The 26,890-nt window shown below is 48.2% G+C and carries 14 protein-coding genes, 9 pseudogenes and 1 riboswitch; all 23 genes and pseudogenes read left to right on the top strand.

Going from position 1 to position 26,890, the window contains the following annotated elements; genetic code table 11:
• Positions 1-84 precede the first annotated feature (84 nt).
• Positions 85-4,376, top strand: a pseudogene (locus D368_RS04875) (S8 family serine peptidase).
• 279 nt (positions 4,377-4,655) lie between these two features.
• A pseudogene (spoIIGA, locus tag D368_RS04870) lies at positions 4,656-5,519 on the top strand (sigma-E processing peptidase SpoIIGA).
• 57 nt (positions 5,520-5,576) lie between these two features.
• Positions 5,577-6,295: pseudogene (gene sigE, locus D368_RS04865) on the top strand (RNA polymerase sporulation sigma factor SigE).
• A 140-nt stretch (positions 6,296-6,435) separates the two neighbouring features.
• Positions 6,436-7,218: an RNA polymerase sporulation sigma factor SigG gene (gene sigG / locus D368_RS04860; RefSeq protein ID WP_003154420.1), complete on the top strand. Its 783-nt coding sequence runs from the start codon at positions 6,436-6,438 to the stop codon at positions 7,216-7,218.
• Between the two features lie 128 nt (positions 7,219-7,346).
• Positions 7,347-8,144, top strand: coding sequence for an ABC transporter ATP-binding protein (locus D368_RS04855; protein ID WP_071391860.1), 798 nt, complete (start codon positions 7,347-7,349; stop codon positions 8,142-8,144).
• A gap of 4 nt (positions 8,145-8,148) precedes the next feature.
• Positions 8,149-8,253, top strand: a riboswitch (TPP riboswitch).
• 76 nt (positions 8,254-8,329) lie between these two features.
• Entirely contained in the window at positions 8,330-9,610 is a 1,281-nt protein-coding gene (locus D368_RS04850) for an acetylornithine deacetylase (protein WP_015417428.1), read from the top strand.
• Between the two features lie 60 nt (positions 9,611-9,670).
• A pseudogene (locus D368_RS04845) lies at positions 9,671-9,923 on the top strand (YlmC/YmxH family sporulation protein).
• 154 nt (positions 9,924-10,077) lie between these two features.
• Complete coding sequence (gene pgeF, locus D368_RS04840; protein ID WP_014304972.1) at positions 10,078-10,914, top strand: peptidoglycan editing factor PgeF; 837 nt, start codon at positions 10,078-10,080, stop codon at positions 10,912-10,914.
• Between the two features lie 4 nt (positions 10,915-10,918).
• Positions 10,919-11,611 (top strand): YggS family pyridoxal phosphate-dependent enzyme, encoded by a 693-nt coding sequence (locus tag D368_RS04835; protein WP_070081795.1) that lies wholly within the window; start codon positions 10,919-10,921, stop codon positions 11,609-11,611.
• Entirely contained in the window at positions 11,608-12,066 is a 459-nt protein-coding gene (sepF, locus tag D368_RS04830; protein WP_007409719.1) for a cell division protein SepF, read from the top strand. Before D368_RS04835 ends, sepF begins: the two co-directional genes overlap by 4 nt.
• Positions 12,067-12,072: 6 nt before the next feature.
• Positions 12,073-12,351 (top strand): YggT family protein, encoded by a 279-nt coding sequence (locus tag D368_RS04825; RefSeq protein WP_003154408.1) that lies wholly within the window; start codon positions 12,073-12,075, stop codon positions 12,349-12,351.
• A 61-nt stretch (positions 12,352-12,412) separates the two neighbouring features.
• Positions 12,413-13,181: pseudogene (locus D368_RS04820) on the top strand (YlmH family RNA-binding protein).
• 94 nt (positions 13,182-13,275) lie between these two features.
• Positions 13,276-13,764, top strand: a pseudogene (gene divIVA / locus D368_RS04815) (septum site-determining protein DivIVA); the annotation flags it as partial.
• A 346-nt stretch (positions 13,765-14,110) separates the two neighbouring features.
• Positions 14,111-16,876, top strand: a complete 2,766-nt coding sequence (gene ileS / locus D368_RS04810) for an isoleucine--tRNA ligase (RefSeq protein ID WP_024085284.1) — start codon at positions 14,111-14,113, stop codon at positions 16,874-16,876.
• Between the two features lie 149 nt (positions 16,877-17,025).
• Positions 17,026-17,397 (top strand): TraR/DksA family transcriptional regulator, encoded by a 372-nt coding sequence (locus tag D368_RS04805; protein ID WP_014304976.1) that lies wholly within the window; start codon positions 17,026-17,028, stop codon positions 17,395-17,397.
• Between the two features lie 101 nt (positions 17,398-17,498).
• Positions 17,499-17,960 carry a signal peptidase II gene (gene lspA / locus D368_RS04800; protein ID WP_101562997.1) on the top strand — a complete coding sequence of 154 codons (462 nt, stop codon included), beginning with the start codon at positions 17,499-17,501 and terminating at the stop codon, positions 17,958-17,960.
• 1 nt (position 17,961) lies between these two features.
• Entirely contained in the window at positions 17,962-18,876 is a 915-nt protein-coding gene (locus tag D368_RS04795) for an RluA family pseudouridine synthase (RefSeq protein WP_128574597.1), read from the top strand.
• A gap of 188 nt (positions 18,877-19,064) precedes the next feature.
• On the top strand, positions 19,065-19,610 hold the full coding sequence (gene pyrR / locus D368_RS04790) for a bifunctional pyrimidine operon transcriptional regulator/uracil phosphoribosyltransferase (RefSeq protein WP_003154392.1): 546 nt from the start codon (positions 19,065-19,067) through the stop codon (positions 19,608-19,610).
• 154 nt (positions 19,611-19,764) lie between these two features.
• Positions 19,765-21,074 (top strand): annotated as a pseudogene (gene pyrP, locus D368_RS04785) (uracil permease PyrP).
• Between the two features lie 141 nt (positions 21,075-21,215).
• Positions 21,216-22,130, top strand: coding sequence for an aspartate carbamoyltransferase catalytic subunit (locus tag D368_RS04780; RefSeq protein WP_128574596.1), 915 nt, complete (start codon positions 21,216-21,218; stop codon positions 22,128-22,130).
• Positions 22,114-23,400: a dihydroorotase gene (locus tag D368_RS04775; protein ID WP_128574595.1), complete on the top strand. Its 1,287-nt coding sequence runs from the start codon at positions 22,114-22,116 to the stop codon at positions 23,398-23,400. Before D368_RS04780 ends, D368_RS04775 begins: the two co-directional genes overlap by 17 nt.
• Positions 23,397-24,490, top strand: a pseudogene (locus D368_RS04770) (carbamoyl phosphate synthase small subunit). The gene D368_RS04775 and the pseudogene D368_RS04770 overlap by 4 nt, the downstream one beginning before the upstream one ends.
• Positions 24,475-26,888 (top strand): annotated as a pseudogene (gene carB / locus D368_RS04765) (carbamoyl-phosphate synthase (glutamine-hydrolyzing) large subunit). The pseudogenes D368_RS04770 and carB overlap by 16 nt, the downstream one beginning before the upstream one ends.
• Positions 26,889-26,890 lie beyond the last annotated feature (2 nt).

The following is a 26,890-nucleotide window of genomic DNA, read 5'->3' as shown; positions in this document are numbered from 1 at the left end:
TACAGCATCGAAATGACAAACGATTCCAATTAAGAAGGAGGGATACACATTTTATAGGTCGTTACCAAATAAGGGGGGGTACGATTGAAGAAAAAAACGAGAAACAGATGGACAGGCTCCGTTTTAAGCGCGATTGTCGTCAGTTCACTGTTGTTTCCGGGTGGAGCCGGAGCGAACAGCACACCGGGGGCAGTTTCTTTCACCAAAGATCTTTCTTCCTCTAAGAGCATTCAGCATAAGATTTCCGATTCAGTCAAGAAGCGTTTTGAAAAAAATGATAAAGTCACGTTTCTTATCAAATTTAAAGAGAAAGCCGATACGAAAAAAGCGGTCAAAGAAGCAGAAAAAAATGCCGAGTCTCAATCGCTTTCCGCAGCAAAAACCGAATATCAAAAGCGGTCAGCCGTCGTTTCTTCTTTAAAACTGGCGGCTCATGATGCGCAGCAGAATCTGAAAACATATTTGGAAAAACAAAAAAGAAAGGAAAGGCTGATCACATCCATTCCTATTATATTGTCAACGGAATGGCAGTCACTGCTTCGAAAGAGGTAATGGAAAAAGCCGCCTCATTTCCTGAAGTAGAAAAAGTTCTTCCGAATGAAAAACGTCAGCTTACTCAACGGCAATCAAAAGCTCCTTTTCAAATGAAGAAAAACAAAAAGAGGTCAAAGCAAAGGAAGGCATCGAATGGAATATCAGCCAAATTGATGCGCCGCAGGCCTGGGCCTCAGGATACGACGGAACCGGCACGGTTGTCGCCTCCATTGATACGGGAGTTCAGTGGGATCATCCCGCGCTTAAGGAAAAATACCGGGGTTACGATCCTGAAAATCCCGCAGCGCCGAATCATGAAATGAACTGGTATGATGCCGTGTCCCATAAAGAAGCTCCCTACGATGACCTTGAACACGGCACTCATGTAACAGGGACCATGACGGGTTCAGAACCTGACGGCTCAAATCAAATCGGTGTGGCTCCGGGGGCGAAATGGATCGCAGTAAAAGCATTTTCAGATGACGGAGGAACCGATGCCGATATTTTGGATGCCGGTGAATGGGTGCTCGCGCCTAAAGATAAAAACGGCACGCCGCATCCCGAGATGGCGCCGGATGTTGTCAATAATTCCTGGGCAGGCGGTTCGGGAATGGACGAGTGGTACCGCGATATGGTGAATGCGTGGAGAGCGGCAGGGATTTTTCCTGAATTCTCTGCGGGAAATGAAGACTTATTTACACCGGGAGGACCGGGTTCAATCGCAAATCCGGCCAATTATCCTGAAGCATTTGCGACAGGTGCGACTGACATCGACAAGAAACTCGCTGATTTCTCACTTCAAGGCCCCTCACCGTATCATGAAACAAAACCGGACATTTCGGCTCCGGGAGTGAATATCCGTTCTTCTATTCCTGGAGGATCATACGAAGGCGGCTGGGACGGAACTTCAATGGCCGGGCCGCATGTGGCGGCGACGGCGGCTTTGTTAAGGCAGGCGAACGCCTCTATTACGGTCGATGAAATGGAAGACGTTTTGACGCGCACCGCCGAAAAGCTGACAGATTCAGTTTTTCCGGAATCACCGAATAACGGTTACGGCCACGGTCTCGTTAACGCTTTTGATGCCGTTTCTGCCGTAACGGACGGAATTGGAAGCGTAGAAGGCAAGGTATCTTCTGCGGGCGAAGATCACAATCCGCCCAGCTTTCGTCATGAACCGGTCTCAGAGGCTTACAAAGGGACAAACCTTCCGTTAACGGTTACAGCAGAAGATGATGTAAGCGTAACTGAGGTGATCCTCTCCTATCAGTTTGATGAAGGAGAGTGGAAAACGACAGCCGCCGTTCAAAAAAGCGGCGATGAAAAAAGGGAACATACCAGGCGGAGATTCCGGACGTAACGGGAAGCAAGATAAGTTATAAATGGACCATAAAAGATTTCGGAGGTCATTCTGTAGAATCTGATACGTACCGGGCTGACGTGAAACCGAGCATTACGGCGGGATACAAAGAGGATTTTGAATCACAGCCGGCGGGCTGGTCCAGTTACGGGACACATGATCAATGGGAATGGGGTATGCCGGGTTCAGGGCCAGGCGCCGCATTTTCCGGAGAAAAAGTGTATGCGACGAATCTGTCCGGCCCTTATGCCGATTCGGCCAACATGAATTTGGTGATGCCTCCGATACAAGTTCCGGAAACAGGGCAGCTGTTTTTACAATTTAAAAGCTGGCACAAGCTCGAAGAATTTTTTGATTACGGGTATGTGTTCGTTCTGCCGGAAGGGAAATCAAATTGGGAGCAGGCGGCCGTTTACAATGGTGATTCCGCAGGATGGAATGATGAAGAGGCAGATTTATCTGCGTATAAAGGCCAAAACATAAAGCTCATGTTTAATATGCAGTCTGACGAAGTACTCAATGAAGACGGGTGGTATATCGATGATGTCCGGCTTTCAAGCAGTCCTCTCGGCAAGGCGGTTAAAAATAGTAAACACAATAGACAAACACCTCCCGGCCACCTGAAGAAAAAAGCCATCAGTCCGAAACAGGCCAAACCGGCGGTAAAATCATCCGGAAAACCGGTGAAACATGAAACGAATCTCCTGCCGCTCAGAGCGCAAATCAGTGTCGCCGAGACGGGGAAATCCGTGTATTCCGACCCCGCAACCGGAAGCTACAGCCTGTCTCATAAAGCGGGAAACTATACGCTGAAAGCCGAGGCGTACGGATTTAAGTCCGCTTCGAAACAAGTTTCTGTTCAAGCAGACAAAACCGCGCAGGCAGACTTTACACTGGAGCAAATGCCGTCCGGCACGCTAAAAGGAACCATCACCAATCAGTCCACAGGCGAACCGGTAAAAGGGGCTGCGCTTTATGTGGCCGAGGATGCCGCAATTGAACCGGCGGTGACAAACGATAAAGGGGAATATTCGCTTAAGGCCTACGAAGGCTCCTACACAATCAAAGTAGCGGCAAAAGGCTTTTACAATAGCGAATTTTCTGTCGACATCAAAGGAGATGCTGAAAAAAACGTCAAGCTTAAGCCGTATGTCGGTTATGAAGGGGAAATCGCCTATGATAACGGGACGGAAGAAGCCGCGCTGTCATATTTTAAAGCCGGCAGCAAATCTGCCGTTAAGATGACCCTCAAAGATGGAAAAGAACACGGTATGCTGACGGGAGGCCTTTTAAAATTTTGGGGCGCCGACTGGCCTGATCCGGGCGGTACCGAATTTCAAGCAGAAGTATATGATGCATCCGGCCCTGATGGAGCTCCTGGCAGCAAAATTGCCGGCCCGTTCCAAGCTGAAGCGCTTCGAAACGGCGAGTGGACCAAAGTGGATCTCAGCTCAAAAGGAATCGCGGTCGGAAAGGATTTTTATCTTGTGTTCCGTCAGACGAAACCCGATCCTTATACACCTGCCCTGTCATCTGATGACGGCAGTCCGTACTCGAACAGAAACTGGCAATACCTCGACGGCCGCTGGTCAAAAGCCGATAAATCAGACGGAAACTTTATGATCAGGGCTTTGGTCGACTACGAAGCTTCTGTGCCTGAGATAACGTCGCCTGAAGACCGGTCATTTACAAACAAGAAGTCAATCACGGTGAAAGGAACGGCTTCACCAAAAACCGCTGTCCGTCTTACCAATAACGGTAAAACCGCCGCAGAAACGAAAGCAGATGCAGACGGCAATTTCCAGGCCGGTGTCACACTCACTAAAGATGCCAATCGGCTGACGGCGGCATCTGTGACAGACAGCGGGTCAACCGACGAGTCACGCCCTGTCACGGTCATACTGGATGAGGATAAGCCTGATGTGACGATTGACAGTCCGGCAAACGGTGATAAAACAAATAAAGAAGCAGTGACTGTAAAAGGAAAAGTGCACGACGACCATTTAAAATGGGTAAAGGTGAACGGAAAAAAGCTGAAGTAAATAACGGTTCTTATCAAGCGAGAACCCTTCTGGAAAACGGCAGCAATGAGATCAAGGTCACGGCCTCAGATGAAGCGGGTAACAAAACAACGAAAAAGACGGTAATCGATGTCAATTACAATGCTCCCGTCATTTCCGGATTGGTTCCCGGAGCGGATAAGGAATTAAAAGCCGGAGAATCAGTGAAAATCGCTTTTTCAAGCGGAAAGAAATTAGACGCTTCCTTCGTGATCCGTCTGCCTCTGACAAACGCCCGGGCAGGGAGCCAAAACGCAACAGAGCTTCCGCTGAGAGAAATTTCTCCGGGACGATATGAGGGTTACTGGACGGCGGCTTCTTCCATCAAAGCAAGCGGAGCAAAAATTGACGTTATCGCAAGAGATGACTACGGAAATGAAACGAGACAGACGGCTAAAGGAAAACTTTATATCAATGAGTAAAAACAGAGCGCTGCCAAATCACGGCAGCGCTTTTTTAGTTGAAGGGGACAATAGAAAATCAACCTTTTCGGCCCTCGACAAATAAAACGGTTATCCCTTAAAAATTGTACTTTACCCTCAACATTAATTGACAGACTTTCCCACAGAGCTTGCTTTATACTTATGAAACAAGAGAGAGAAACAGATATGTAAGACAAAAGAGGAAAGGGGTCAGATGTGAAAATCTATCTGGATGTCATTTGGCTGTTGAACTTTTGTTTTGATTCTCTTTTGCTTTTATTGACCGCCTTTATTTTAAAACGCCAAGTGAAAAAGAAGAGTGGCCGCCGGCGGTTTTATCGGGTCAGTCATTGTGCTTCTGATGTTTACGCCTGTTTCTCCCTTTGTGGAGCATCCGGCGGGAAAAATGGCGTTTTCGGTAGTCATCGTGCTTACGGCTTTTGGCTTTAAACGGTTCCGATACTTTTTTCAAAATTTGTTCGCCTTTTATTTCGCGACTTTTCTCGTCGGCGGGGGAATGATCGGCGTACATTCCCTGCTGCAAACAGAATCAATTGTGCAGCAAGGCGTAATGGTCACAAGCCAGACCGGATTCGGCGACCCGATCAGCTGGATGTTTGTAGTTATTGGATTTCCGGCCATATGGTTTTTTCGAAAAAGAGAATTGAAGACATCGAGACGAAGTCCATTCAGTACGATGAACTTGTCATGGTGCAGGCGGAATTCAGCGGACAGACAATCCGCGCGAAAGGATTGGTGGATTCCGGGAATCAGCTGTATGATCCGCTGACGAAAACGCCGGTCATGATCCTTCACATTGACAAATTCGCTCCGATTCTCAGCGAAAAGGAAACGGACCTCATCAAATCCGCCAGTCCGCTTGAAGTGATAGAGCAGCTTGATGATTCGTTCCGCCATGCGGATAAGCTGAGGCTGATTCCATACAGGGGCGTCGGCCAGGACAATCAATTTTTAATCTGTTTAAAGCCGGATTACGTCACGATTTTAACAAAAGACGAAATGATCGCTTGTGAAAAATGCCTGATCGGCATCAGCACGAAACCATTATCTGCGGACGGTGAATTTGACGGAATCGTTCATCCGAAGATGCTGACAGGGAAGGCTGTAAAACATGTTTCCTGACGAAAAGTCTGTTATTCATCATACTCAAAACGCGTTGTATTTAGAAGGGGGAGGAAGATGAAAAAACTTAAGCTGCGTCTGACATATTTGTGGTATAAATGGCTGATGAAACTCGGACTGAAAAGCGATGAAGTGTATTACATAGGAGGAAGCGAGGCGCTGCCGCCGCCTTTGTCTAAAGAAGAGGAGCAGGTGCTCTTATTAAAGCTGCCGAGCGGGGATCAGGCGGCGCGGGCCATTCTGATTGAGAGAAACTTACGTCTTGTCGTTTACATTGCCCGCAAATTCGAAAATACCGGCATCAATATCGAGGACTTAATCAGCATCGGCACCATCGGTTTGATCAAAGCGGTAAACACTTTTAATCCGGAAAAGAAAATCAAACTCGCCACCTACGCGTCGCGATGTATCGAAAACGAAATTTTAATGTACTTGCGCCGAAACAATAAAATCCGTTCAGAGGTGTCCTTTGATGAACCGCTGAATATTGATTGGGACGGAAACGAGCTGCTGCTTTCGGATGTGCTCGGCACAGATGATGATATTATTACAAAAGACATTGAAGCCAATGTGGATAAAAAACTTTTGAAAAAAGCGCTTGAGCAATTAAACGAAAGAGAAAAGCAGATTATGGAACTGCGTTTCGGGCTTGTCGGAGAAGAAGAAAAACACAAAAAGATGTAGCCGACATGATGGGGATTTCACAATCTTATATCTCCCGGCTCGAAAAGCGGATTATCAAAAGACTGAGAAAAGAGTTTAACAAAATGGTGTAAAATTTTTTCCATCTGACAGCCCTTACTGCTGCAAGGATTGCCGCAGCCGGATGTTTATTTCTGTAAAATGGCGGTGCATATTTTTCCCACCCGAGGAGATACTTAACGTTGTACAGCAGCTCCTAGTGGGAGGGAAAAACGTGTCAAGAAATAAAGTCGAAATTTGCGGGGTGGATACCTCCAAATTACCGGTGCTCAAGAATGAAGAGATGAGAAAGCTGTTTAGGCAATTACAGGATGAGGGCGATGATTCAGCGAGGGAAAAGCTTGTAAACGGCAATCTGCGCCTTGTCTTAAGCGTCATTCAGAGGTTTAACAACAGAGGAGAGTATGTTGATGACTTATTTCAGGTCGGCTGCATCGGACTAATGAAATCCATTGATAATTTTGACCTAAGCCATAATGTTAAGTTTTCAACATACGCTGTACCGATGATCATCGGAGAAATCCGCAGATATTTGCGGGATAATAATCCGATCCGCGTCTCGAGGTCGCTTCGCGATATCGCATATAAAGCGCTTCAAGTAAGAGAGCGGTTAATCAGTGAGACAAGCAGGGAGCCGACAGCAGAGGAAATCGCTAAAGTTCTTGAAGTGCCCCATGAAGAAATTGTGTTTGCCCTTGACGCCATCCAGGATCCGGTTTCACTGTTTGAGCCGATTTATAATGACGGCGGCGATCCGATTTACGTGATGGACCAGATCAGCGATGAGCGCAATAAGGATACACAATGGATTGAGGAGCTGGCTCTGAAAGAAGGCATGAGAAGACTGAACGAACGGGAAAAAATGATTTTGCGAAAGCGCTTTTTCCAAGGGAAAACCCAAATGGAAGTCGCTGAAGAAATCGGCATATCCCAAGCTCAGGTCTCAAGGCTTGAAAAGGCAGCCATTAAACAAATGAATAAGAATATCCATCAATAACGGAAAAAGCCTTTAAACCTTGTTTAAAGGCTTTTTTCATGCGATGGTTTACGTTTGCAAAAAAGTGATGTATTCTAATGTGTAAAAGTTTTTGGAAAATTTAAATAAAGTAAACGGGGGAAACTGCAATGATTTTACAGCTGGACAGTGTGTCATTAAAAAGAAACGGGAAATGGATTTTGAAAGATATCAACTGGCGCGTCGAGAAAAACGAAAATTGGGTGCTGTACGGATTAAACGGAGCCGGAAAAACGGCTTTGCTGAATATGTTATGCTCTTATTACTTCCCCACTTCAGGAGAGATGCAGGTGCTCGGCCATCAATTCGGCAAAACAGAGCTCGGTGACAGGCTCAGGAGGAAAATCGGCCTTGTTTCAGCAGGTCTTCAGCACAAATTATATGCCGCGGACTCCGCTTTTGAAATCGCCCTCAGCGGCGCGTACGCTTCAATCGGGCTGTACGAAACTCCGAGTGAGCAGGTAAGGGAAAAAGCGATCGGTCTTCTGAAGGATTTGGGCGCCATCAGTTACGCCGACAGACGGTATGAAACATTATCACAAGGGGAAAGACAAAGAGCGCTGATTGCGCGGGCGCTTATGGCTGATCCCAAACTGCTGATTTTGGACGAACCCGTGACGGGTCTTGATTTTATGGCAAGGGAGCAGCTGCTGGACACGATTACGTCGATCGCCGAAAAAGAAAATGCGCCGTCCATCCTTTATGTCACCCATCACGCTGAAGAAATTCTGCCGGTATTTGATCAGGCGCTGCTTTTAAAACAGGGCGAGGTGTTCGCCTCCGGGAAAATCAGGGACATGCTTTCTGACGAGCGGCTTACAGCGTTTTTCGATACGCCTGTCAATGTCTTATGGAACAATGGCCGCCCGTTTTTAACACGTGCAAAAGAGGCATCATCCGTAAAATAACATAAATTCACCCTGGGGGTGCTGCCATGCGGCTGAGAGAGACGTTGTCTCAACCCTTAACGGACCTGATCCGGATCATGCCGGCGGAGGGAAGCGGTGAAAAAAGCGGAGGAAGATCCGTTTTTCACCCGTTTCATTTCATGAATGAAACGGGTTTTTTGATACAGCCAAAGGGGAGATTTCCAATGCATCAGATTGATATGCTGTTACACCAGGCGGAAAAACGGCGGAATGACTTCATACATATTGCTGAAAGGTTGATAGCCTTTCCGACTCCGGCCCCGCCAGCAAGAAATACGGCAGAAGCCCAAAAGTGGGTGGCCGGCTTTTTAAAAGAAACGGGCTTCTCGGTCGATATGTGGGATGTGTATCCGGAAGATCCGAATGTAGTCGGTGTTTTAAAAGGGACAGATTCAAGCAGGCATCAAAGCCTGATTTTAAACGGACACATTGATGTGGCAGAAGCCGGGGGCGAAGACTGGCACTCTGACCCGTTTCAGCCGATCGTAAAAGACGGCATGCTGATCGGAAGGGGCGCCGCTGATATGAAAGGGGGTTTGGCGTGTGTTCTTTTCTCTCTGAAGCTGATCCATGATGCCGGCATTGAGCTTCCGGGCGACCTCATTGTACAGTCTGTAATCGGAGAAGAAGTCGGTGAGGCGGGGACGCTGGAATGCTGCAACCGCGGCTATCACGCGGATTTTGCGGTTGTTGCGGATACGAGCAGCCTGCATATTCAAGGGCAGGGCGGTGTCATCACCGGCTGGATAGAATTAAAAAGCAAACAAACATTTCATGACGGCATGAGGCGCAATATGATTCATGCGGGCGGAGGCACATTCGGAGCGAGCGCCATCGAAAAAATGGCAAAAATCATCACTGCCTTGGGAGAGCTGGAGCGCCACTGGGCGGTAACGAAAAGCTATCCCGGCTTTGCGCCCGGCACCAATACGATCAACCCCGCCGTCATTGAAGGCGGAAGACACGCAGCGTTTGTCGCCGATGAATGCCGGTTATGGATCACCGTCCACTTTTATCCGAACGAAACGCACGAACAAGCAGCCGCAGAAATCGAAGACTATATTAATCGTGTCGCTGACAGTGATCTGTGGCTCAAAGAAAACAGGCCGGTGTTCAAATGGGGAGGATCTTCGATGATTGAAGACAGAGGAGAGGTGTTCCCGGCGCTGGAAATCGACCCGGACCATCCGGCAGTTTCTGTCTTGGCTGCATCACACTCAGCCATAAAAAAACAGCAGCCCGTCATTGATGTTTCCCAAACCGTAACTGACGGAGGGTGGCTTTATCATGCCGGGATTCCGAGCGTCATATACGGTCCCGGCGATTTAAGAAACGCCCACTCCGTAAACGAGGAAGTGTCCGTTGATGAGCTTATGGACTATACGAAAATTATGCTGAGATTTATCCTCGGCTGGTGCAGCCGCAAAAAAGATTGCCCGAGGTGACAAGGTTCAGCCAGGCCGTTCATATAATAGGAAAAAGAACGGGCAAAGGGCGTGATACGGATGATCAGCATATCTGAATTTCAAATAAAAGATGTGGTAAACGTGTCGAACGGAAAAAAACTCGGAAGCATCGGTGATATTGATATTAACGTGACAACGGGAAAAATTCAGGCGATTATTTTAGGCGGCAGCGGAAAAGTTCTCGGTTTTTTTCGGAAAAGAAGAGGAAATGATCATTCCTTGGCGAAATATAGTTAAAATTGGGGAAGATGTCATCTTAGTGCGTGTAAACGAACCAAAGGGGGGAGCGTAATCCTCCCTTTACTTGTAAAAAGCCGGAAATCTCAATGTTTCCGGCACATTTATTTATCTCATTTTTCAATCAGCCGCTAAACGTATGCTTAAAATTGTGTTAAAATGAGTGGGAAATTACGCTTTTTTAATGTTTGTCGAAAGGTTGGATCTCCATGAATACATATCACCCGTTTAGTCTTACCACCCCCTCGGCACTCATGATAGAAGACTGGAACTGTGTGAATCAGCTTAACACAAAGGTCATCGCCGGATTCACGACGAAAAACGGCGGGGTCAGCAATCCTCCGTATGAGTCATTAAATACCGGATTGCACGTCCGAGACGAAGCTCATGATGTTGTGACAAACCGTGAAGTCATAGCGTCCTTATGCGGTACTGATCTGGATTCCTGGGTGTTCGCCGACCAGACACATGAAAACCGCGTCCGGCGCGTGACAGCCGGGGATAAAGGAAAAGGGGCGAGAGACTATTCTTCCGCATTCCGCGGGACGGACGGGCTCTACACGAAAGATGCGAATCTTTTTTTGGCCCTTTGTTTTGCGGACTGTGTGCCCTTGTATTTTTATGACCCGGTGAAATCCATTATCGGCGCTGCCCATGCCGGATGGAAGGGGACGGTCAAACAAATCGGACGCATCATGACGGAACGCTGGGTAAACGAAGAAGGCTCCCGTTTAACAGATATTCAGGCTGTCATCGGTCCGTCCATCAGCGCGGGAAGCTATACAGTCGACGACCGCGTCATCAATGAAGTGCGGGCGCTGCCTTTTACGGCTGAATCCGCCATATGCGAAACGGAAAAAGGCCAGTATCAGCTTGATTTAAAAGAGGTCAACCGTCTTCTTCTGATACATTGCGGCATTCCGGAAGAAAACATTTCAGTCAGCGGTTTATGCACCGAACGAGAGCGTGAACTATTCTTTTCACACCGCCGCGACAAAGGGAAAACGGGACGCATGATGTCCTTTATCGGAATGAAGGAGGCGTAAGATCTTGCGTGTTGCTGATCAATTACGACATATAAACGAAAGAATAAACGAAGCATGTAACAGATCGGGCCGAAGCCCCGAAGATGTTACCGTCATCGCGGTTACAAAATACGTATCAGCTGAAAGGGCTCAAGAGGCCGTTGATGCCGGTATTACAAGTCTGGGAGAAAACCGGGATGCCGAGCTTATCCATAAGCAGGAAGTCGTCAAAGGAAGCCCGGAGTGGCACTTTATCGGCAGTCTTCAGTCCAGAAAGGTGAAGGCCGTCGTTGACCGTGTATCTTATATTCATTCCTTAGACAGACTGTCATTGGCAAAAGAGATTGAAAAACGGGCGCAGCATGCGGTTCGCTGTTTTGTGCAGGTGAATACTTCGCTTGAACCGTCTAAGCACGGTTTGAAAACAGAGGAGGTCATCCCCTTTATCAGAGAGCTTGCTGAGTTTAGAAACATTTCTGTAGAGGGCCTGATGACGATGGCTCCCCTGACAGACGATACAGAAACGATCAGAGCCTGCTTCCGGCAATTGCGTGATCTGAGGGATCAGGTGCAAAAACTGAATCAGACAAACGCACCGTGCCGGGAACTGTCAATGGGCATGTCAAATGATTATGAAATCGCTGTTGAAGAGGGCGCAACTTTTATCAGAATCGGCTCTTCATTAGTCGGAAATGAACCGGGGGGTGTAAACAAATGAGCATGAAAAATAAACTGAAAAACTTTTTCTCAATGGATGAGGAGGAGTATGAGTACGAATACATTGAAACAGAGCAGGATCATCCGGAAGAGCATGAACAGCAGAAAGATAAACAGCCTGCTTACGCTCAGAAGCCGCAGGGCAAGCAGAACGTAGTAAGCTTGCAAAGTGTTCAGAAATCCTCTAAAGTGGTGTTGAGTGAACCGCGGGTATATGCGGAAGCGCAGGAAATCGCCGATCATTTAAAGAACAGGCGGGCGGTTGTCGTCAATCTGCAGCGCATCCAGCATGATCAGGCGAAAAGAATCGTCGACTTTTTAAGCGGTACCGTCTACGCCATCGGCGGCGACATTCAGAGAATCGGTTCAGATATTTTTCTGTGCACGCCTGATAATGTCGACGTTTCCGGCACGATTTCGGAGCTTATAAATGAAGACGAACATCAGAGGTGGTAAAGCAGGATGATTCTTTATCAAATTTTTTCCGTTCTGAGTTATTTAATTTACATCTACTCGTTTGCCCTGATCATCTATATCTTTATGTCATGGGTGCCGAGTACGAGAGAAACGGCGGTCGGACGATTTCTCGCAGCGATTTGCGAACCGTATTTAGAGCCGTTCAGAAGGATCATTCCGCCCATTGCCATGCTGGATATATCCCCGATTGTAGCGATTATCGTGCTTCGGTTTGCCACGACGGGGCTTTGGGGCCTATACCGCATGATCGCAATGTATACTTGAATGCGACAGTTTGATACGGGCTTGGCACCAGCCAAGCCTCTTTACATAGAAAGGAAAGAACATGAGCGATATTTACCAGCACTTCAGACAAGACGAGCGGCCTTTTATTGATCAGGTGCTTGAATGGAAACAGATTGTCCTGGACCAGTATCGGATGAAGCTGACTGATTTCTTAGATCCCAGGGAACAGGTGATTGTAAAAGCCGTTATCGGCGACGCCTGCGGTCTTGCGTTTTTCGGAGGATATGACAGAGCTGAGCGCAAACGCGCGATTTTATACCCTGAATATATGGAACCTGAACAGGATGATTTTGAGCTCCGTGCTTTTGACGTCCAATACGCTGAAAAATTCGTCAGCATTGACCACCGCTCTCTTCTCGGATCATTAATGGGGATCGGCTTAAAGCGGCAGAAATACGGCGATCTGATTTTCTCAGAGGAAGCCGTGCAGCTCATCGTCTCCGGTGAAATCGCCGATTTTGTCAGCACTCAGCTGACCAAGGCGGGCAAAGCGCCGGTAAAGCTTGAGAGAATCGAGCTTTCCGCTCTTCACATTCCCGCTTCAGATGTCGAAATAAGGGATGACACGGTTTCTTCATTGCGTCTCGACGCCGTCTGCGCCTCAATGAGCAGGCAATCCCGGCAGAAAGCGCAGGCGCTTGTGAAAAACGGGCTCGTTAAGGTGAATTGGAAAGCTATTGAAGATCCGTCTTATCAGGTTGCTGAAGGGGACATGCTCTCGATTCGCGGCTTCGGACGATGCAGTTTGGCAAAAGTTGACGGAAAACGAAAAAGACAAATGGAAAGTTACATTTGAACGGCAAAAATGAGTCGTTTTTTCAGTTTTTTTCTCCATCTGTGCCGTATTTGTTTTATAATGTGAACTAGATAACCGTACTGAAATGTAAAAATGGAGGTGGCAATATGCCATTAACGCCGAATGATATCCATAACAAAACGTTTACAAAAGGTTTTCGCGGATATGATGAAGATGAAGTAAATGAATTTTTAATGCAGGTCAGAAAAGATTACGAAATCGCACTCCGTAAAAAAACGGAGCTTGAGGCGAAAGTGAACGAGCTGGACGAAAAAATCGGCCACTTTGCCAATATCGAAGAAACGCTGAATAAATCAATTCTCGTAGCCCAGGAAGCAGCAGAAGACGTAAAGCGCAACTCGCAGAAAGAAGCGAAGCTGATCGTCCGTGAAGCAGAAAAAAATGCCGATCGCATCATCAATGAGTCACTTTCCAAATCAAGAAAAATCGCAATGGAAATCGAAGAGCTGAAAAAACAGTCTAAAGTCTTCAGAACACGTTTCCAAATGCTGATTGAAGCGCAGCTCGACCTGCTGAAGAACGATGATTGGGATCATCTGCTGGAATACGAAGTCGACGCGGTATTTGAGGAAAAGAATAATTTTCAGATTTTCTTGACATTCTCCGGCCCGTTCGAATATAATACGTTCATAAATTCAGATGAAAAGACGATTGAAAGGGACCGGCATGACTCAAAACAGGCTATAAAGCGAACCGGGGAAGGTGTAAGCCCGGGATGGCCGGAATCATGCAGATCAGCCCTTTAGTTTCCTTTCTGAACCGAGAGTAGGAAAGGACGTTCCATCACGTTACGATGTTCGAGAGGAAAAGACGGATGATCCGTTTTTTCTAAAAGGGTGGTACCGCGAGATAAGCTTTCTCGTCCCTTATGGGATGAGAGGGCTTTTTTTATTTTCTGAAAAATGTTGTGGAGGAATGAAAATGGATTACAAAGATACGCTGTTAATGCCGAAAACAGATTTTCCGATGCGGGGAAATCTGCCGAATCGTGAGCCGGACATGCAAAAAGACTGGGAGGAGCAGGATATTTACCGTCTTGTTCAAGAACGGACGAAAGACCGCCCGAAATTCGTGCTGCATGACGGACCTCCTTATGCAAACGGAGACATCCACATGGGCCATGCCCTGAACAAAATCCTGAAAGACTTCATCGTCCGCTATAAATCAATGAGCGGCTACAACGCACCGTACGTGCCGGGCTGGGATACGCACGGACTGCCGATTGAAACGGCGCTGACGAAAAACAAAAAAGTAAACCGGAAAGAAATGTCCGTCGCTGATTTCCGCAAGCTTTGCGAAGATTATGCATGGCAGCAGATCGAAAGACAGCGCGAACAATTCAAGCGTCTCGGCGTCAGAGGCGATTGGGAAAACCCGTATGTTACGCTTCAGCCTGAATTTGAAGCGCAGCAGATCCGCGTTTTCGGCGAGATGGCGAAAAGAGGCTATATTTATAAAGGGCTGAAGCCGGTCAACTGGTCGCCTTCAAGTGAATCTGCCTTAGCAGAAGCGGAAATTGAATATCAGGACAAACGTTCCGCGTCTATTTATGTTGCGTTTAAGGTGAAAGACGGTAAAGGCGTTCTGGAAAACGGAGAAAGCTTCATCATCTGGACGACGACGCCGTGGACGATGCCTGCCAACCTCGGAATTTCCGTTCATCCTGATCTTGAATACAATGTCATCAAGGTTGGAGACAAGCGTTATGTAGTGGCGGCTGAACTGATCGAAAATGTAGCGGAGGCATGCGGCTTTGAAAATCCTGAAGTTGTCGCATCATATAAAGGCAGAGAATTAGAATACATCACTGCAGAACATCCGCTGTACGGCAGAGATTCACTCGTCATGCTCGGTGACCACGTCACAACCGATGCCGGAACAGGCTGTGTTCATACTGCCCCGGGCCACGGGGAAGATGACTTTATCGTCGGCCAAAAGTACGGCTTAGAAGTACTGTGCCCTGTTGATGAAAAAGGAAACATGACCGACGAAGCGCCGGGCTTTGAAGGAATGTTTTACGATAAAGCCAATAAACCGATCACGGAGAAGCTTGAAGAAAACGGCGCGCTCTTGAAACTCGAGTTTATTACACACTCCTATCCGCATGACTGGAGAACGAAAAAACCGACCATCTTCAGAGCGACAGCGCAATGGTTTGCGTCAATTAAAGATTTCAGATCCGATCTGCTTGATGCCATCAAACAAACGAAGTGGGTGCCGGAGTGGGGCGAACAGCGCCTTTACAACATGGTTCGCGACCGCGGTGACTGGTGTATCTCAAGGCAGCGCGTGTGGGGTGTTCCGATCCCGGTATTTTATGCAGAAAACGGTGAGCCGATCATCACTGACGAAACGATTGAACATGTGTCTGAGCTGTTCAAACAGCACGGCTCAAACGTCTGGTTTGAAAGAGAGGCAAAAGACCTCCTGCCGGAAGGATTTACACATCCGGGAAGCCCGAACGGAATCTTCACGAAAGAGCAAGACATTATGGATGTATGGTTTGATTCGGGTTCTTCCCATCAGGCTGTTCTTGAAGAACGAGATGATCTTGTCCGTCCGGCTGATTTATACCTTGAAGGCTCTGACCAATACCGCGGCTGGTTTAACTCATCTCTTTCCACCGCTGTTGCAGTCACCGGCAAAGCGCCGTATAAAGGCGTATTAAGCCACGGATTTACACTTGATGCAAACGGCCGTAAAATGAGTAAATCACTCGGCAATACGATTGACCCGACAAAAATCGCAAAACAGCTTGGAGCTGAAATTCTGCGTTTATGGGTATCTTCCGTAAACTATCAGGCCGATCACCCGGTTTCTGAAGATATTCTGAAGCAGGTCGCGGAAGTATACCGGAAAGTCCGCAACACGTTCCGCTTCCTTCACGGCAACCTGTTCGATTTCGATCCAAGCGTCAATGCCGTGGATGTAAAAGATCTCCGCGAAGTGGATCAATATATGCTGATCAAGCTGAATAAGCTGATCGACAAGGTGAAAAAAGCGTACGATGAATACGAATTTGCGGTTGTTTATCACAGCATTCACAATTTCTGTACGATCGAGCTCAGCTCATTCTATCTTGATTTTGCAAAAGATGTTGTGTACATCGAGCATGCGGATCATCCGGACCGCCGCAGCATGCAGACCGTCTTTTATGAAACGCTGCTGGCGTTAGTGAAGCTGACGGCGCCGATTCTCCCGCACACGGCGGATGAAATGTGGTCTCATTTATCATTTGTTGAAGAAGCGAGCGTGCAGCTGACAGATATGCCGGAAACCATTGCTGTTCCGGACAGTCAAGCGACAGAAGAAAAATTCGACCGCTTCATGGAGCTTCGAAACGACGTGCTGAAAGCTTTGGAAACAGCCCGTAACGAAAAAATTATCGGAAGATCATTGGAAGCGAGCCTGACTTTGTATCCGAACAAAGAAAACCGCGACCTCTTGTCATCCATTAAAGAAAACATCGCGCAGCTGTTTATCGTCTCAGAACTGACAGTAAAAGACGAAAGTGAAGCGCCGGAAAACGCGCAAAGCTTCACAACAGGAAAAATGACCGTAGAAAAAGCGGAAGGCCAGATGTGTGAGCGTTCCCGCGTAATTTCTAAAGATGTCGGAGCCAATCCGAAATATCCGACATTATCACTGCGCAATGCGGAAATCGTTGAAAAATATTATCAAAAATAATAAATGAGAAAGCGCCCGGTGTCAGCCGGGCGCTTTTTTACATGCCAGCAATGTCATCGATTAGAACGGCAGGAAAATTCTTATGGGCTTCAAATGGCGCTCTGAGGGCAACAATAAAGCTATAACATCAAGAGCAGGAGTTGTGATGAATGAATGATCAACTGACCGCAATCCACACGGAGCTTCTCATGATGAAAGAAGAACTTCAATCAAGATTATTCGAATATTCTTGCTTTCAAATGTCAGCATCTGTTGAACCTTCAATGAACGACCAAGAAGCAACTCTGATCTATCATATAAAAGAAGAACTTCAGGATGTTCTTCTTGCCCTGTCTAAGTTTGAAAACAATACGTACGGTTATTGTGAAAAAACAGGCGCCCCCATTCCGATTGAAAAACTTGCGGTGCTGCCGACGGCCAGAACCGCTGATGATTTTTATTATCCCGCTCAATTTGAAAAGAAAACCCTTCCATACTGGGTAACCGGAGATTATGCATATGATCAGGCGCTGTATGAGTGACAGCGTCTGTTTGCATACGCTTATGATCTGCCTTTACTCTGGCATCTTTTACTGATAAAATTCATAAAGGATAAAAGTAACTGTATACTGGAGGAACGTGTGTGCTTTATTATCTTATCGCTCTTTTTATTATTATTGCCGACCAATTGACCAAATGGCTTGTCGTCAGCCATATGGAATTGGGACAAAGCATACCTGTCATCGACCAGGTGCTTTATATCACATCTCATCGCAACACGGGAGCGGCGTGGGGGATTTTAGCCGGCCAAATGTGGTTTTTCTACGTCATTACCATCGCCGTGATTATCGGAATCGTTTATTACATACAGCGTTATGCAAAAGGGCAGATGTTACTCGGAATTTCTCTCGGCTTAATGCTGGGAGGTGCGGCCGGAAACTTTATTGACCGGGCGGCGCGCCGGGAAGTGGTGGATTTTATTCATGTCATCATCGTGGATTATCACTATCCGATTTTTAATATCGCGGACTCCTCACTGTGCGTCGGTGTAATACTTTTATTTATTCATATGCTGTTTGACAGCGGGAAAAAGAAGGAGCAATAACATGAATCAATTTGAGATAACCGTTCAGCCTGAACAAAAGAGCGAACGGATTGATAAATTTTTGGCTTCAACGGGAGAAAACTGGTCACGCACTCAAGTGCAGCAATGGGTAAAAGAGGGACTGGTATCCGTTAACGGCAAATCCGTAAAAGCGAATTATAAAATGCAGCCCGGCGATCAGGTAAACGTCACCATTCCTGAACCGGAAGAATTGGACGTGCTTGCAGAGCCGATGGATTTGGACATTTACTATGAAGACCAGGATGTCTTGGTTGTGAACAAACCGCGGGGCATGGTCGTACATCCGGCGCCCGGCCATGTGACAGGGACGCTCGTAAACGGACTGATGGCTCACTGCGATGATCTTTCAGGTATTAACGGCGTCATGCGCCCGGGAATCGTCCACCGGATTGATAAAGATACCTCCGGCCTGTTAATGGTCGCCAAAAACGATATGGCGCATGAATCACTCGTTAATCAGCTCGTCAATAAAACCGTGACGAGAAAGTACACAGCGGTTGTCCACGGGTTGATTTCACATGATGACGGAACGATTGACGCTCCGATCGGAAGAGATAAGAAAGACCGTCAAAGCATGACCGTAACAAGAGAAAGCAGCAAAAACGCCGTCACGCATTTCCACGTGCTTGAGCGGTTTCAAGACTTCACGCTCGTAGAGTGCCGTCTTGAAACCGGAAGAACGCATCAGATCCGTGTTCATATGAAATATATCGGATTTCCTTTGGCAGGCGACCCGAAGTACGGACCGAGAAAAACCATTGATTTCAACGGTCAGGCGCTTCATGCCGGAATATTAGGTTTTGACCATCCGCGGACGGGCGAATACATGGAGTTTGAAGCGCCCCTTCCTGAAGATATGAAAAAACTCATTGAACATTTGAGAAATAGCCATTGACAGCGAGTTTCTTTTCTGGAATAATAAAAACAAGCTGAATAGATTCTTTAACACAGTCCAGAGAGGCTGAGAAGGATAACGGATAGGACAGAAAAGATACATGTGTGTCTTCGTCCTGGAAAGGAACCCCTCTATGCTCTGGCAGGAGGGGTTTTTTCTTCTTATATACGAATGGAGAGGTGTCACGAGTGAATCAAAAAGCTGTTATTCTCGACGAACAGGCGATCAGGCGGGCGCTGACAAGGATAGCCCATGAAATGATCGAACGGAATAAAGGAATGAATGACTGCATTCTTGTAGGGATTAAAACAAGAGGTATTTATTTAGCGAAGCGGCTGGCCGAGCGGATCGAACAGATTGAAGGAAATCCGGTCACCGTCGGGGAAATCGATATCACCCTTTACCGTGACGATCTCACAAAAAAAACGAGCAATGAAGAGCCGCTTGTAAAAGGCGCGGACATTCCGGCCGATATCACAGACCAAAAGGTCATTGTGGTTGATGATGTGCTTTATACCGGCCGGACGGTGAGAGCTGCGATGGATGCTCTCGTTGATGTCGGGCGGCCGTCATCGATACAGCTTGCCGTGCTTGTCGACAGAGGACACCGGGAGCTGCCGATCAGAGCGGACTATATCGGGAAAAACATTCCGACCTCAAAAGCTGAAAAAGTGATGGTTCAGCTGAGCGAAGTTGATCAGACTGATATGGTCGCCATTTACGAAAATGAATAATCACCCTTTTTAAATGCATTCCAGAGAGTTTGCGAAGAGGATTTTAAAACACAAAGCCGGGCGGATCGACGCGGCCGGGCTTTGTATGCCTCTTTGCGCAAAAAGCAAAGAGGTTTTTTTATACCATTTGAAAGTCAACCGGGAGGAAAACGCCATGAGTAAGAAAAAAGTAAACCTGGGAGTCAGGGACGTCCCCAATCCATTGTCCTGGCTGTCATTCAGCCTGCAGCATTTATTCGCCATGTTCGGTTCAACCATACTCGTGCCGAAACTGGTCGGAATGAGCCCGGCAGTGGCGCTTGTCACGAGCGGAATCGGGACACTCGCCTATCTCTTGGTGACAAAAGGCCAGATTCCCGCTTATCTCGGCTCATCATTCGCCTTTATATCACCGATTATCTTGGTGAAGGCGACGGGAGGGCCGGGGGCTGCCATGGTCGGCGCTTTCCTGGCGGGAATTGTGTATGGCCTGATCGCGCTTCTCATCAGGCAGCTTGGAACGGGGTGGCTGATGAAGCTGCTGCCCCCGGTGGTCGTCGGGCCGGTCATCATCGTCATCGGCCTCGGACTGGCAAGCACAGCCGTCAATATGGCAATGTATGCTGATCCGAATGCGAAGGAACTCGTTTACAGCCTGAAACATTTCAGTGTAGCCGGCGTCACTTTGGCCATCACCATTATCTGCGCCATCTTTTTACGGGGATTTTTAAGCCTGATTCCGGTATTGATCGGCATTATAGGCGGATATCTGTTTGCGGTGACACAGGGCATCGTCAATTTTCAGCCGGTCATTGATGCAAAATGGTTCGCCGTTCCTGAATTTATCATCCCTTTCAAAGACTACACGCCGTCAGTGACATTGGGCATTGCCGCTGCGATGGTGCCGGTCGCTTTCGTGACGATGTCAGAACATATCGGCCACCAAATGGTGCTGAGTAAAGTCGTCGGACAGGATTTCATTAAAAAGCCGGGACTGCACCGCTCCATAATGGGGGACAGCGTAGCGACGATCATCGCTTCGTTAATCGGCGGCCCGCCGACGACAACATACGGCGAAAACATCGGTGTCCTGGCAATTACGAGAGTTTTCAGCGTCTTTGTCATCGGCGGCGCGGGAGTGATTGCGCTGTGCTTCGGATTTATCGGCAAAGTTTCAGCGCTGATCAGCTCTGTTCCGTCCGCGGTTATGGGAGGCGTTTCCTTCCTGCTCTTCGGAATTATCGCCTCCAGCGGCTTAAGAATGCTGATTGACAACAACATTGATTATGAAAACAAGCGGAATTTAATTATCACATCCGTCATCCTCGTGATCGGCGTCGGAGGGGCTTTTATTCAAGTATCAAAAGGCGGGTTCCAAATATCCGGCATGGCGCTTGCGGCAATCGTCGGAGTCATCCTGAACCTTATCCTGCCGCATGCAAATGAAGAAGACGCGATTGCATCAGAAAACAAAATCATATGTAAACCTTTTAAAGAAAGTCCAGAGAGGCTTGGAAGGGTTATAACGGGAAGAAGCTGTACGGCTCTTCTCTCTTTAACCGCACCCCGAGTCTATAGACCGGGGTGTTTTTTACGGCCTTCAAGCGGAAACGGAGGAGAAAAAACATGAATCATTTAACGGCGATGTCTGAACTGAGCGCGGCTGAAATTACAGAACTGCTGCGAGAGGCAAAAGCGATAAAAGAGGGTGCAGTCCGTCCCGATCTCGCGGGAAAATTCGTTGCGAATCTGTTTTTTGAACCGAGCACGAGAACGCGGTTCAGCTTTGAAGTGGCGGAAAAGAAACTCGGGATGAACGTGCTCAGCTTAGACGGCACGAGCACAAGCGTTCAAAAAGGCGAGTCCTTATACGACACGGTCAAAACACTGGAATCAATCGGAGCGGACGCCTGCGTCATAAGGCACAGCACGGATGAATATTACAAAGATCTGACCGGCAGAGTCAATATTCCGATTTTAAACGCCGGCGACGGCTGCGGCCAGCACCCGACTCAGTCATTGCTCGATTTAATGACGATTCAAGAGGAATTTGAGACCTTTCAGGGCCTGACGGTTTCCATTCATGGCGATATCAAACACAGCAGGGTGGCAAGGTCAAATGCCGAGGTGCTGACAAGGCTCGGCGCACGTGTGCTGTTTTCTGGTCCGCCGCAGTGGCAGGATGAGAAAAACGCCTTCGGCACCTGTGTTCAGACGGATGAAGCCATACAAGCTTCAGATGTCGTCATGCTGCTCCGCATCCAAAATGAAAGGCATCAGACAGAAGCCGACCAAAAAGGCTACCTGGAAGCATACGGGCTGACCGCAAAGCGGGCGGAGAGCATGAAGCGGCATGCCATCATCATGCATCCCGCACCGGTGAACAGAGGAGTCGAAATTGACACAACATTAGTGGAATGCGGAAAATCAAGAATCTTTAAACAAATGGAAAATGGTGTGTATATCAGAATGGCGATCTTAAAAAGAGCACTGCAAACCAATGTGAAAAGGGGAGAAGCGGCTTATGTCTTATCTCATTAAAAACGGCTGGATATTAAATGAACAGGGAGAAAAAGCGGTACAGGATATCCGGGTAACGGGTGAATTCATTTCGGAAACCGGGCTTCTGACAGCGAAAGACGGAGAAACGGTGATCGACGCTGAGGGACTGTTCGTTTCACCTGGGCTCGTAGACCTTCATGTCCACTTCAGAGAACCGGGCGGGGAGAAAAAAGAAACCATTGAGACGGGCTCTAAAGCCGCGGCGCGGGGCGGCTTTACCACAGTCGCCGCCATGCCGAATACAAGGCCCGTGCCGGATACGAAAGAGCAGATGGAATGGCTGCAAAACAGGATCAAAGAAACCTCATCTGTCAGGGTCCTTCCTTACGCATCGATTACGATCAGACAAACCGGGGAAGAAATGACAGATTTTGAGGCGCTTCATGAAGCGGGCGCATTCGCCTTCACCGATGACGGCGTCGGCGTTCAGACGGCCGGAATGATGTATGAAGCCATGAAACGGGCGGCTTCAATAAATAAAGCGATTGTCGCTCATTGTGAGGATAACTCGCTTATTTACGGCGGAAGCGTGCATGAAGGATCTTTTTCAAAAGCGAACGGCCTGAACGGCATACCTTCCATTTGTGAAGCGGTACATATTGCCCGTGACGTCCTGCTGGCGGAAGCGGCGGGCTGCCATTACCACGTGTGTCATATCAGCACGAAAGAATCCGTCAGAGCCGTAAGAGACGCAAAAAAAGCGGGAATCCGCGTGACGGCGGAAGTATCGCCGCACCACCTGCTGCTTTGTGACGAAGATATCCCGGGACTTGATACCAATTTTAAGATGAATCCGCCGCTTCGCAGCAAAGAGGACAGAGAGGCGCTGATCGAAGGGCTTTTAGACGGCACGATTGATTTCATCGCCACTGACCATGCGCCGCATACAGAAGAAGAGAAAAACACGGACATGAAGCTTGCGCCTTTCGGTATTGTCGGGTTAGAAACTGCCTTTCCCCTTCTGTACACACATTTTGTGAAAAACGGGGCGTGGACGCTGAAGCAGCTGGTTGATTTCATAACGGTAAAACCTTGCGAGGCATTCGGTCTTCCGTACGGAACGCTTGCACCGGGGGCGCCGGCTGACATCACCCTGATTGATCTGGAAAAAGAAGCGGCCATTGACAAAGATACATTTTTATCTAAAGGAAAAAATACGCCATTCAACAAGATGAAGTGCTTCGGCTGGCCTGTTGCAACGATGGCTGCCGGTAAACTTGTATACGAAGAAGGGAGACTCGTCAAATGAAAAGAAGACTAGTGCTGGAAAATGGAGCGGTATTTGAGGGTGAAGCATTCGGGAGCCTGGAGCATACCGCGGGTGAAGTCGTATTCAACACGGGAATGACCGGTTATCAGGAAATTTTATCAGACCCTTCTTACTGCGGGCAGATCGTGACCCTGACGTATCCGCTGATCGGCAACTACGGAATTAACAGAGATGACTTTGAATCCATCACTCCTTTTGTAAAAGGGCTGATCGTAAAAGAACTGTGCGAGCTGCCTTCCAACTGGCGTTCGGCTTACACGCTTGACGAGTATCTGAAAATGAAAAATATCCCCGGCTTACAAGGGATCGACACGCGAAAACTCACCAGAATGATCCGCACGGCCGGCGCATTAAAAGGAACGTTTGCTTCAAGTGAGGAGAATGTCGGAGAGGTTCTTGCAAGGCTGAAAAAAACGGAACTGCCGAGAAATCAAGTCGCTCAAGTATCGGCGAAAACGGCATATCCGAGTCCGGGCCGCGGCAAACGCATCGTGCTCGTCGATTTCGGTATGAAGCACGGCATCTTAAGAGAGTTAAACAAAAGAAAATGCGATGTCATCGTTGTGCCGTACAATGTAACGGCGGAAGAAGTGCTTCAGCTCAAGCCGGACGGCATCATGCTTTCTAACGGACCCGGAGATCCGAAAGATGTGCCGGAAGCCATTGAAATGATAAAAGGCATACTCGGGAAGGTGCCGTTATTCGGAATCTGCCTCGGCCACCAATTATTTGCGCTGGCATCGGGAGCGGAAACGGAAAAATGAAATTCGGACACAGGGGTTCCAATCATCCGGTTAAAGAGCTTGCGACAGGGAAAGTCGCTTTAACAGCCCAAAACCACGGATATACAGTTTCTTCAATAGATGAGACAGAGCTTGAAGTGACGCACATTGCGATCAATGATCAAACGATCGAAGGACTCAAGCATAAAACATTGCCGGCATTTACAGTTCAGTACCACCCTGAAGCTTCACCGGGGCCGGAAGACGCCAATCACTTATTTGACAGATTCATTGACTTGATCGAAACAACTGAGAAAGAAGGGGAAGCGGTATGCCAAAACGCGTAGATATTAAAAAGATTTTAGTGATCGGATCAGGCCCGATTATTATCGGACAGGCGGCGGAATTTGATTATGCGGGCACACAGGCGTGTCTCGCTTTAAAGGAAGAAGGCTATGAAGTCATTCTCGTCAACTCGAATCCGGCAACGATTATGACGGATACGGAAATGGCTGATCGGGTATACATCGAACCGCTGACGCCGGAGTTTCTCACGCGTATTATCAGAAAAGAACGGCCGGACGCCATCCTGCCGACTCTGGGAGGACAGACCGGACTGAATCTTGCCGTCGAGCTGTCTGAACTCGGGGTTCTTGAGGAATGCGGAGTGGAAGTGCTCGGCACAAAGCTGTCTGCCATCCAGCAGGCGGAAGACCGCGACTTATTCCGTACGCTGATGAATGAGCTGAATGAACCGGTGCCGGAAAGTGAGATCATCCGCACTTTACAGGAAGCTGAGGAATTTGTCGGCCGGATCGGGTTTCCGGTTATCGTGCGCCCCGCTTACACATTAGGCGGAACGGGCGGCGGCATCTGCTCGAATGAAGCGGAACTGAAAGAGATCGTCGAAAACGGATTAAAGCTCAGCCCCGTCCATCAGTGCCTTCTGGAAAAAGCATTGCCGGTTACAAAGAGATCGAATATGAAGTCATGAGAGACAGCAGAGATCACGCGATCGTCGTCTGCAATATGGAAAATATCGATCCGGTCGGCATCCATACGGGCGACAGCATCGTCGTTGCCCCGAGCCAGACTTTGAGCGACCGGGAATATCAGCTTTTGCGCAATGTTTCATTAAAGCTGATCCGCGCGCTCGGCATTGAAGGCGGCTGTAATGTTCAGCTCGCGCTCGATCCTGACAGCTTCCAATACTACATTATCGAAGTGAATCCGCGGGTGAGCCGCTCATCCGCCCTCGCTTCAAAAGCGACGGGTTACCCGATCGCAAAGCTTGCGGCGAAAATCGCAGTCGGGCTTTCTCTTGATGAAATGATGAACCCCGTAACGGGAAAAACATATGCGGCTTTTGAGCCCGCGCTTGACTATGTCGTTTCTAAAATCCCGCGCTGGCCGTTCGACAAATTTGAGTCGGCAAACCGCAGGCTCGGGACGCAAATGAAAGCCACCGGAGAGGTCATGGCCATCGGGCGCACCCTTGAAGAATCGCTGTTAAAGGCGGTCCGCTCACTGGAAGCCGATGTCTATCACCTGGAACTGAAGGATGCGGAAGAGATTTCTGACGGGCTTTTGGAAAAACGGATCAGAAAGGCCGGAGATGAACGGCTGTTTTATCTCGCAGAAGCGTTCAGAAGAGGCTACACAGTGGAGCAGCTTCATGAGTTTTCCGCAATTGACGTATTCTTTTTGCACAAGCTCTCTAAGCTGGTCGCTTTTGAAACCGAGCTGAAAGCGGAAAAAGGCAGCCTCGCCGTCCTGCAGACAGCGAAGGAACTCGGTTTCTCCGACAAATATATCAGCCGGGAATGGAATATGCCGGAACAAGAGCTGTATCAAATGCGAAAAGAAGCAGCCATCAAGCCTGTATATAAAATGGTGGATACATGCGCGGCGGAATTCGAATCAGAAACCCCGTATTTTTACAGCACATATGAGGAAGAAAATGAGTCTGAGGTAACATCAAGAAAAAGCGTCGTCGTCCTCGGCTCCGGCCCGATCCGCATCGGACAGGGCGTCGAATTTGACTATGCGACCGTTCATTCTGTCTGGGCCATCAAGCAGGCAGGTTATGAAGCGATTATTATCAACAACAACCCTGAGACGGTGTCCACTGATTTCAGCATATCAGACAAACTGTATTTTGAACCGCTGACGGTAGAAGATGTCATGCACATCATCGATTTGGAACAGCCGGAAGGCGTTGTTGTCCAATTCGGCGGCCAGACGGCGATCAACCTTGCGGAAGAATTGAGCGCCCGCGGCGTCAAAATTCTCGGTACATCACTTGAAGATTTAGACCGTGCGGAAGACCGGGATAAGTTCGAGCAGGCGCTTGAGGCGCTGAATGTGCCGCAGCCGCTCGGAAAAACCGCCGTGTCGGTGAACGAAGCGGTCAAAATCGCTGCATCCATCGGCTATCCGGTACTTGTCCGCCCTTCGTATGTGCTCGGCGGCCGGGCGATGGAAATCGTCTATCACGAAGAAGAGCTGCTTCACTATATGAAAAATGCGGTCAAAATCAACCCGCAGCATCCGGTGTTAATCGACCGTTATCTGACGGGGAAAGAAATCGAAGTCGATGCCGTATCCGACGGCGAAACAGTCGTTATTCCGGGGATTATGGAGCATATCGAGCGGGCCGGCGTCCATTCAGGGGATTCAATCGCCGTCTATCCGCCTCAGTCTTTAAGCGGAGACATTAAGAAAAAATCGAACAATACACTGTAGCC

The organism is Paenibacillus lentimorbus NRRL B-30488 (genome assembly GCF_000411595.1).
Classification (GTDB): Bacteria; Bacillota; Bacilli; order Bacillales; family Bacillaceae; genus Bacillus; species Bacillus velezensis.
This window is presented reverse-complemented; position numbering and strand designations above follow the sequence as displayed.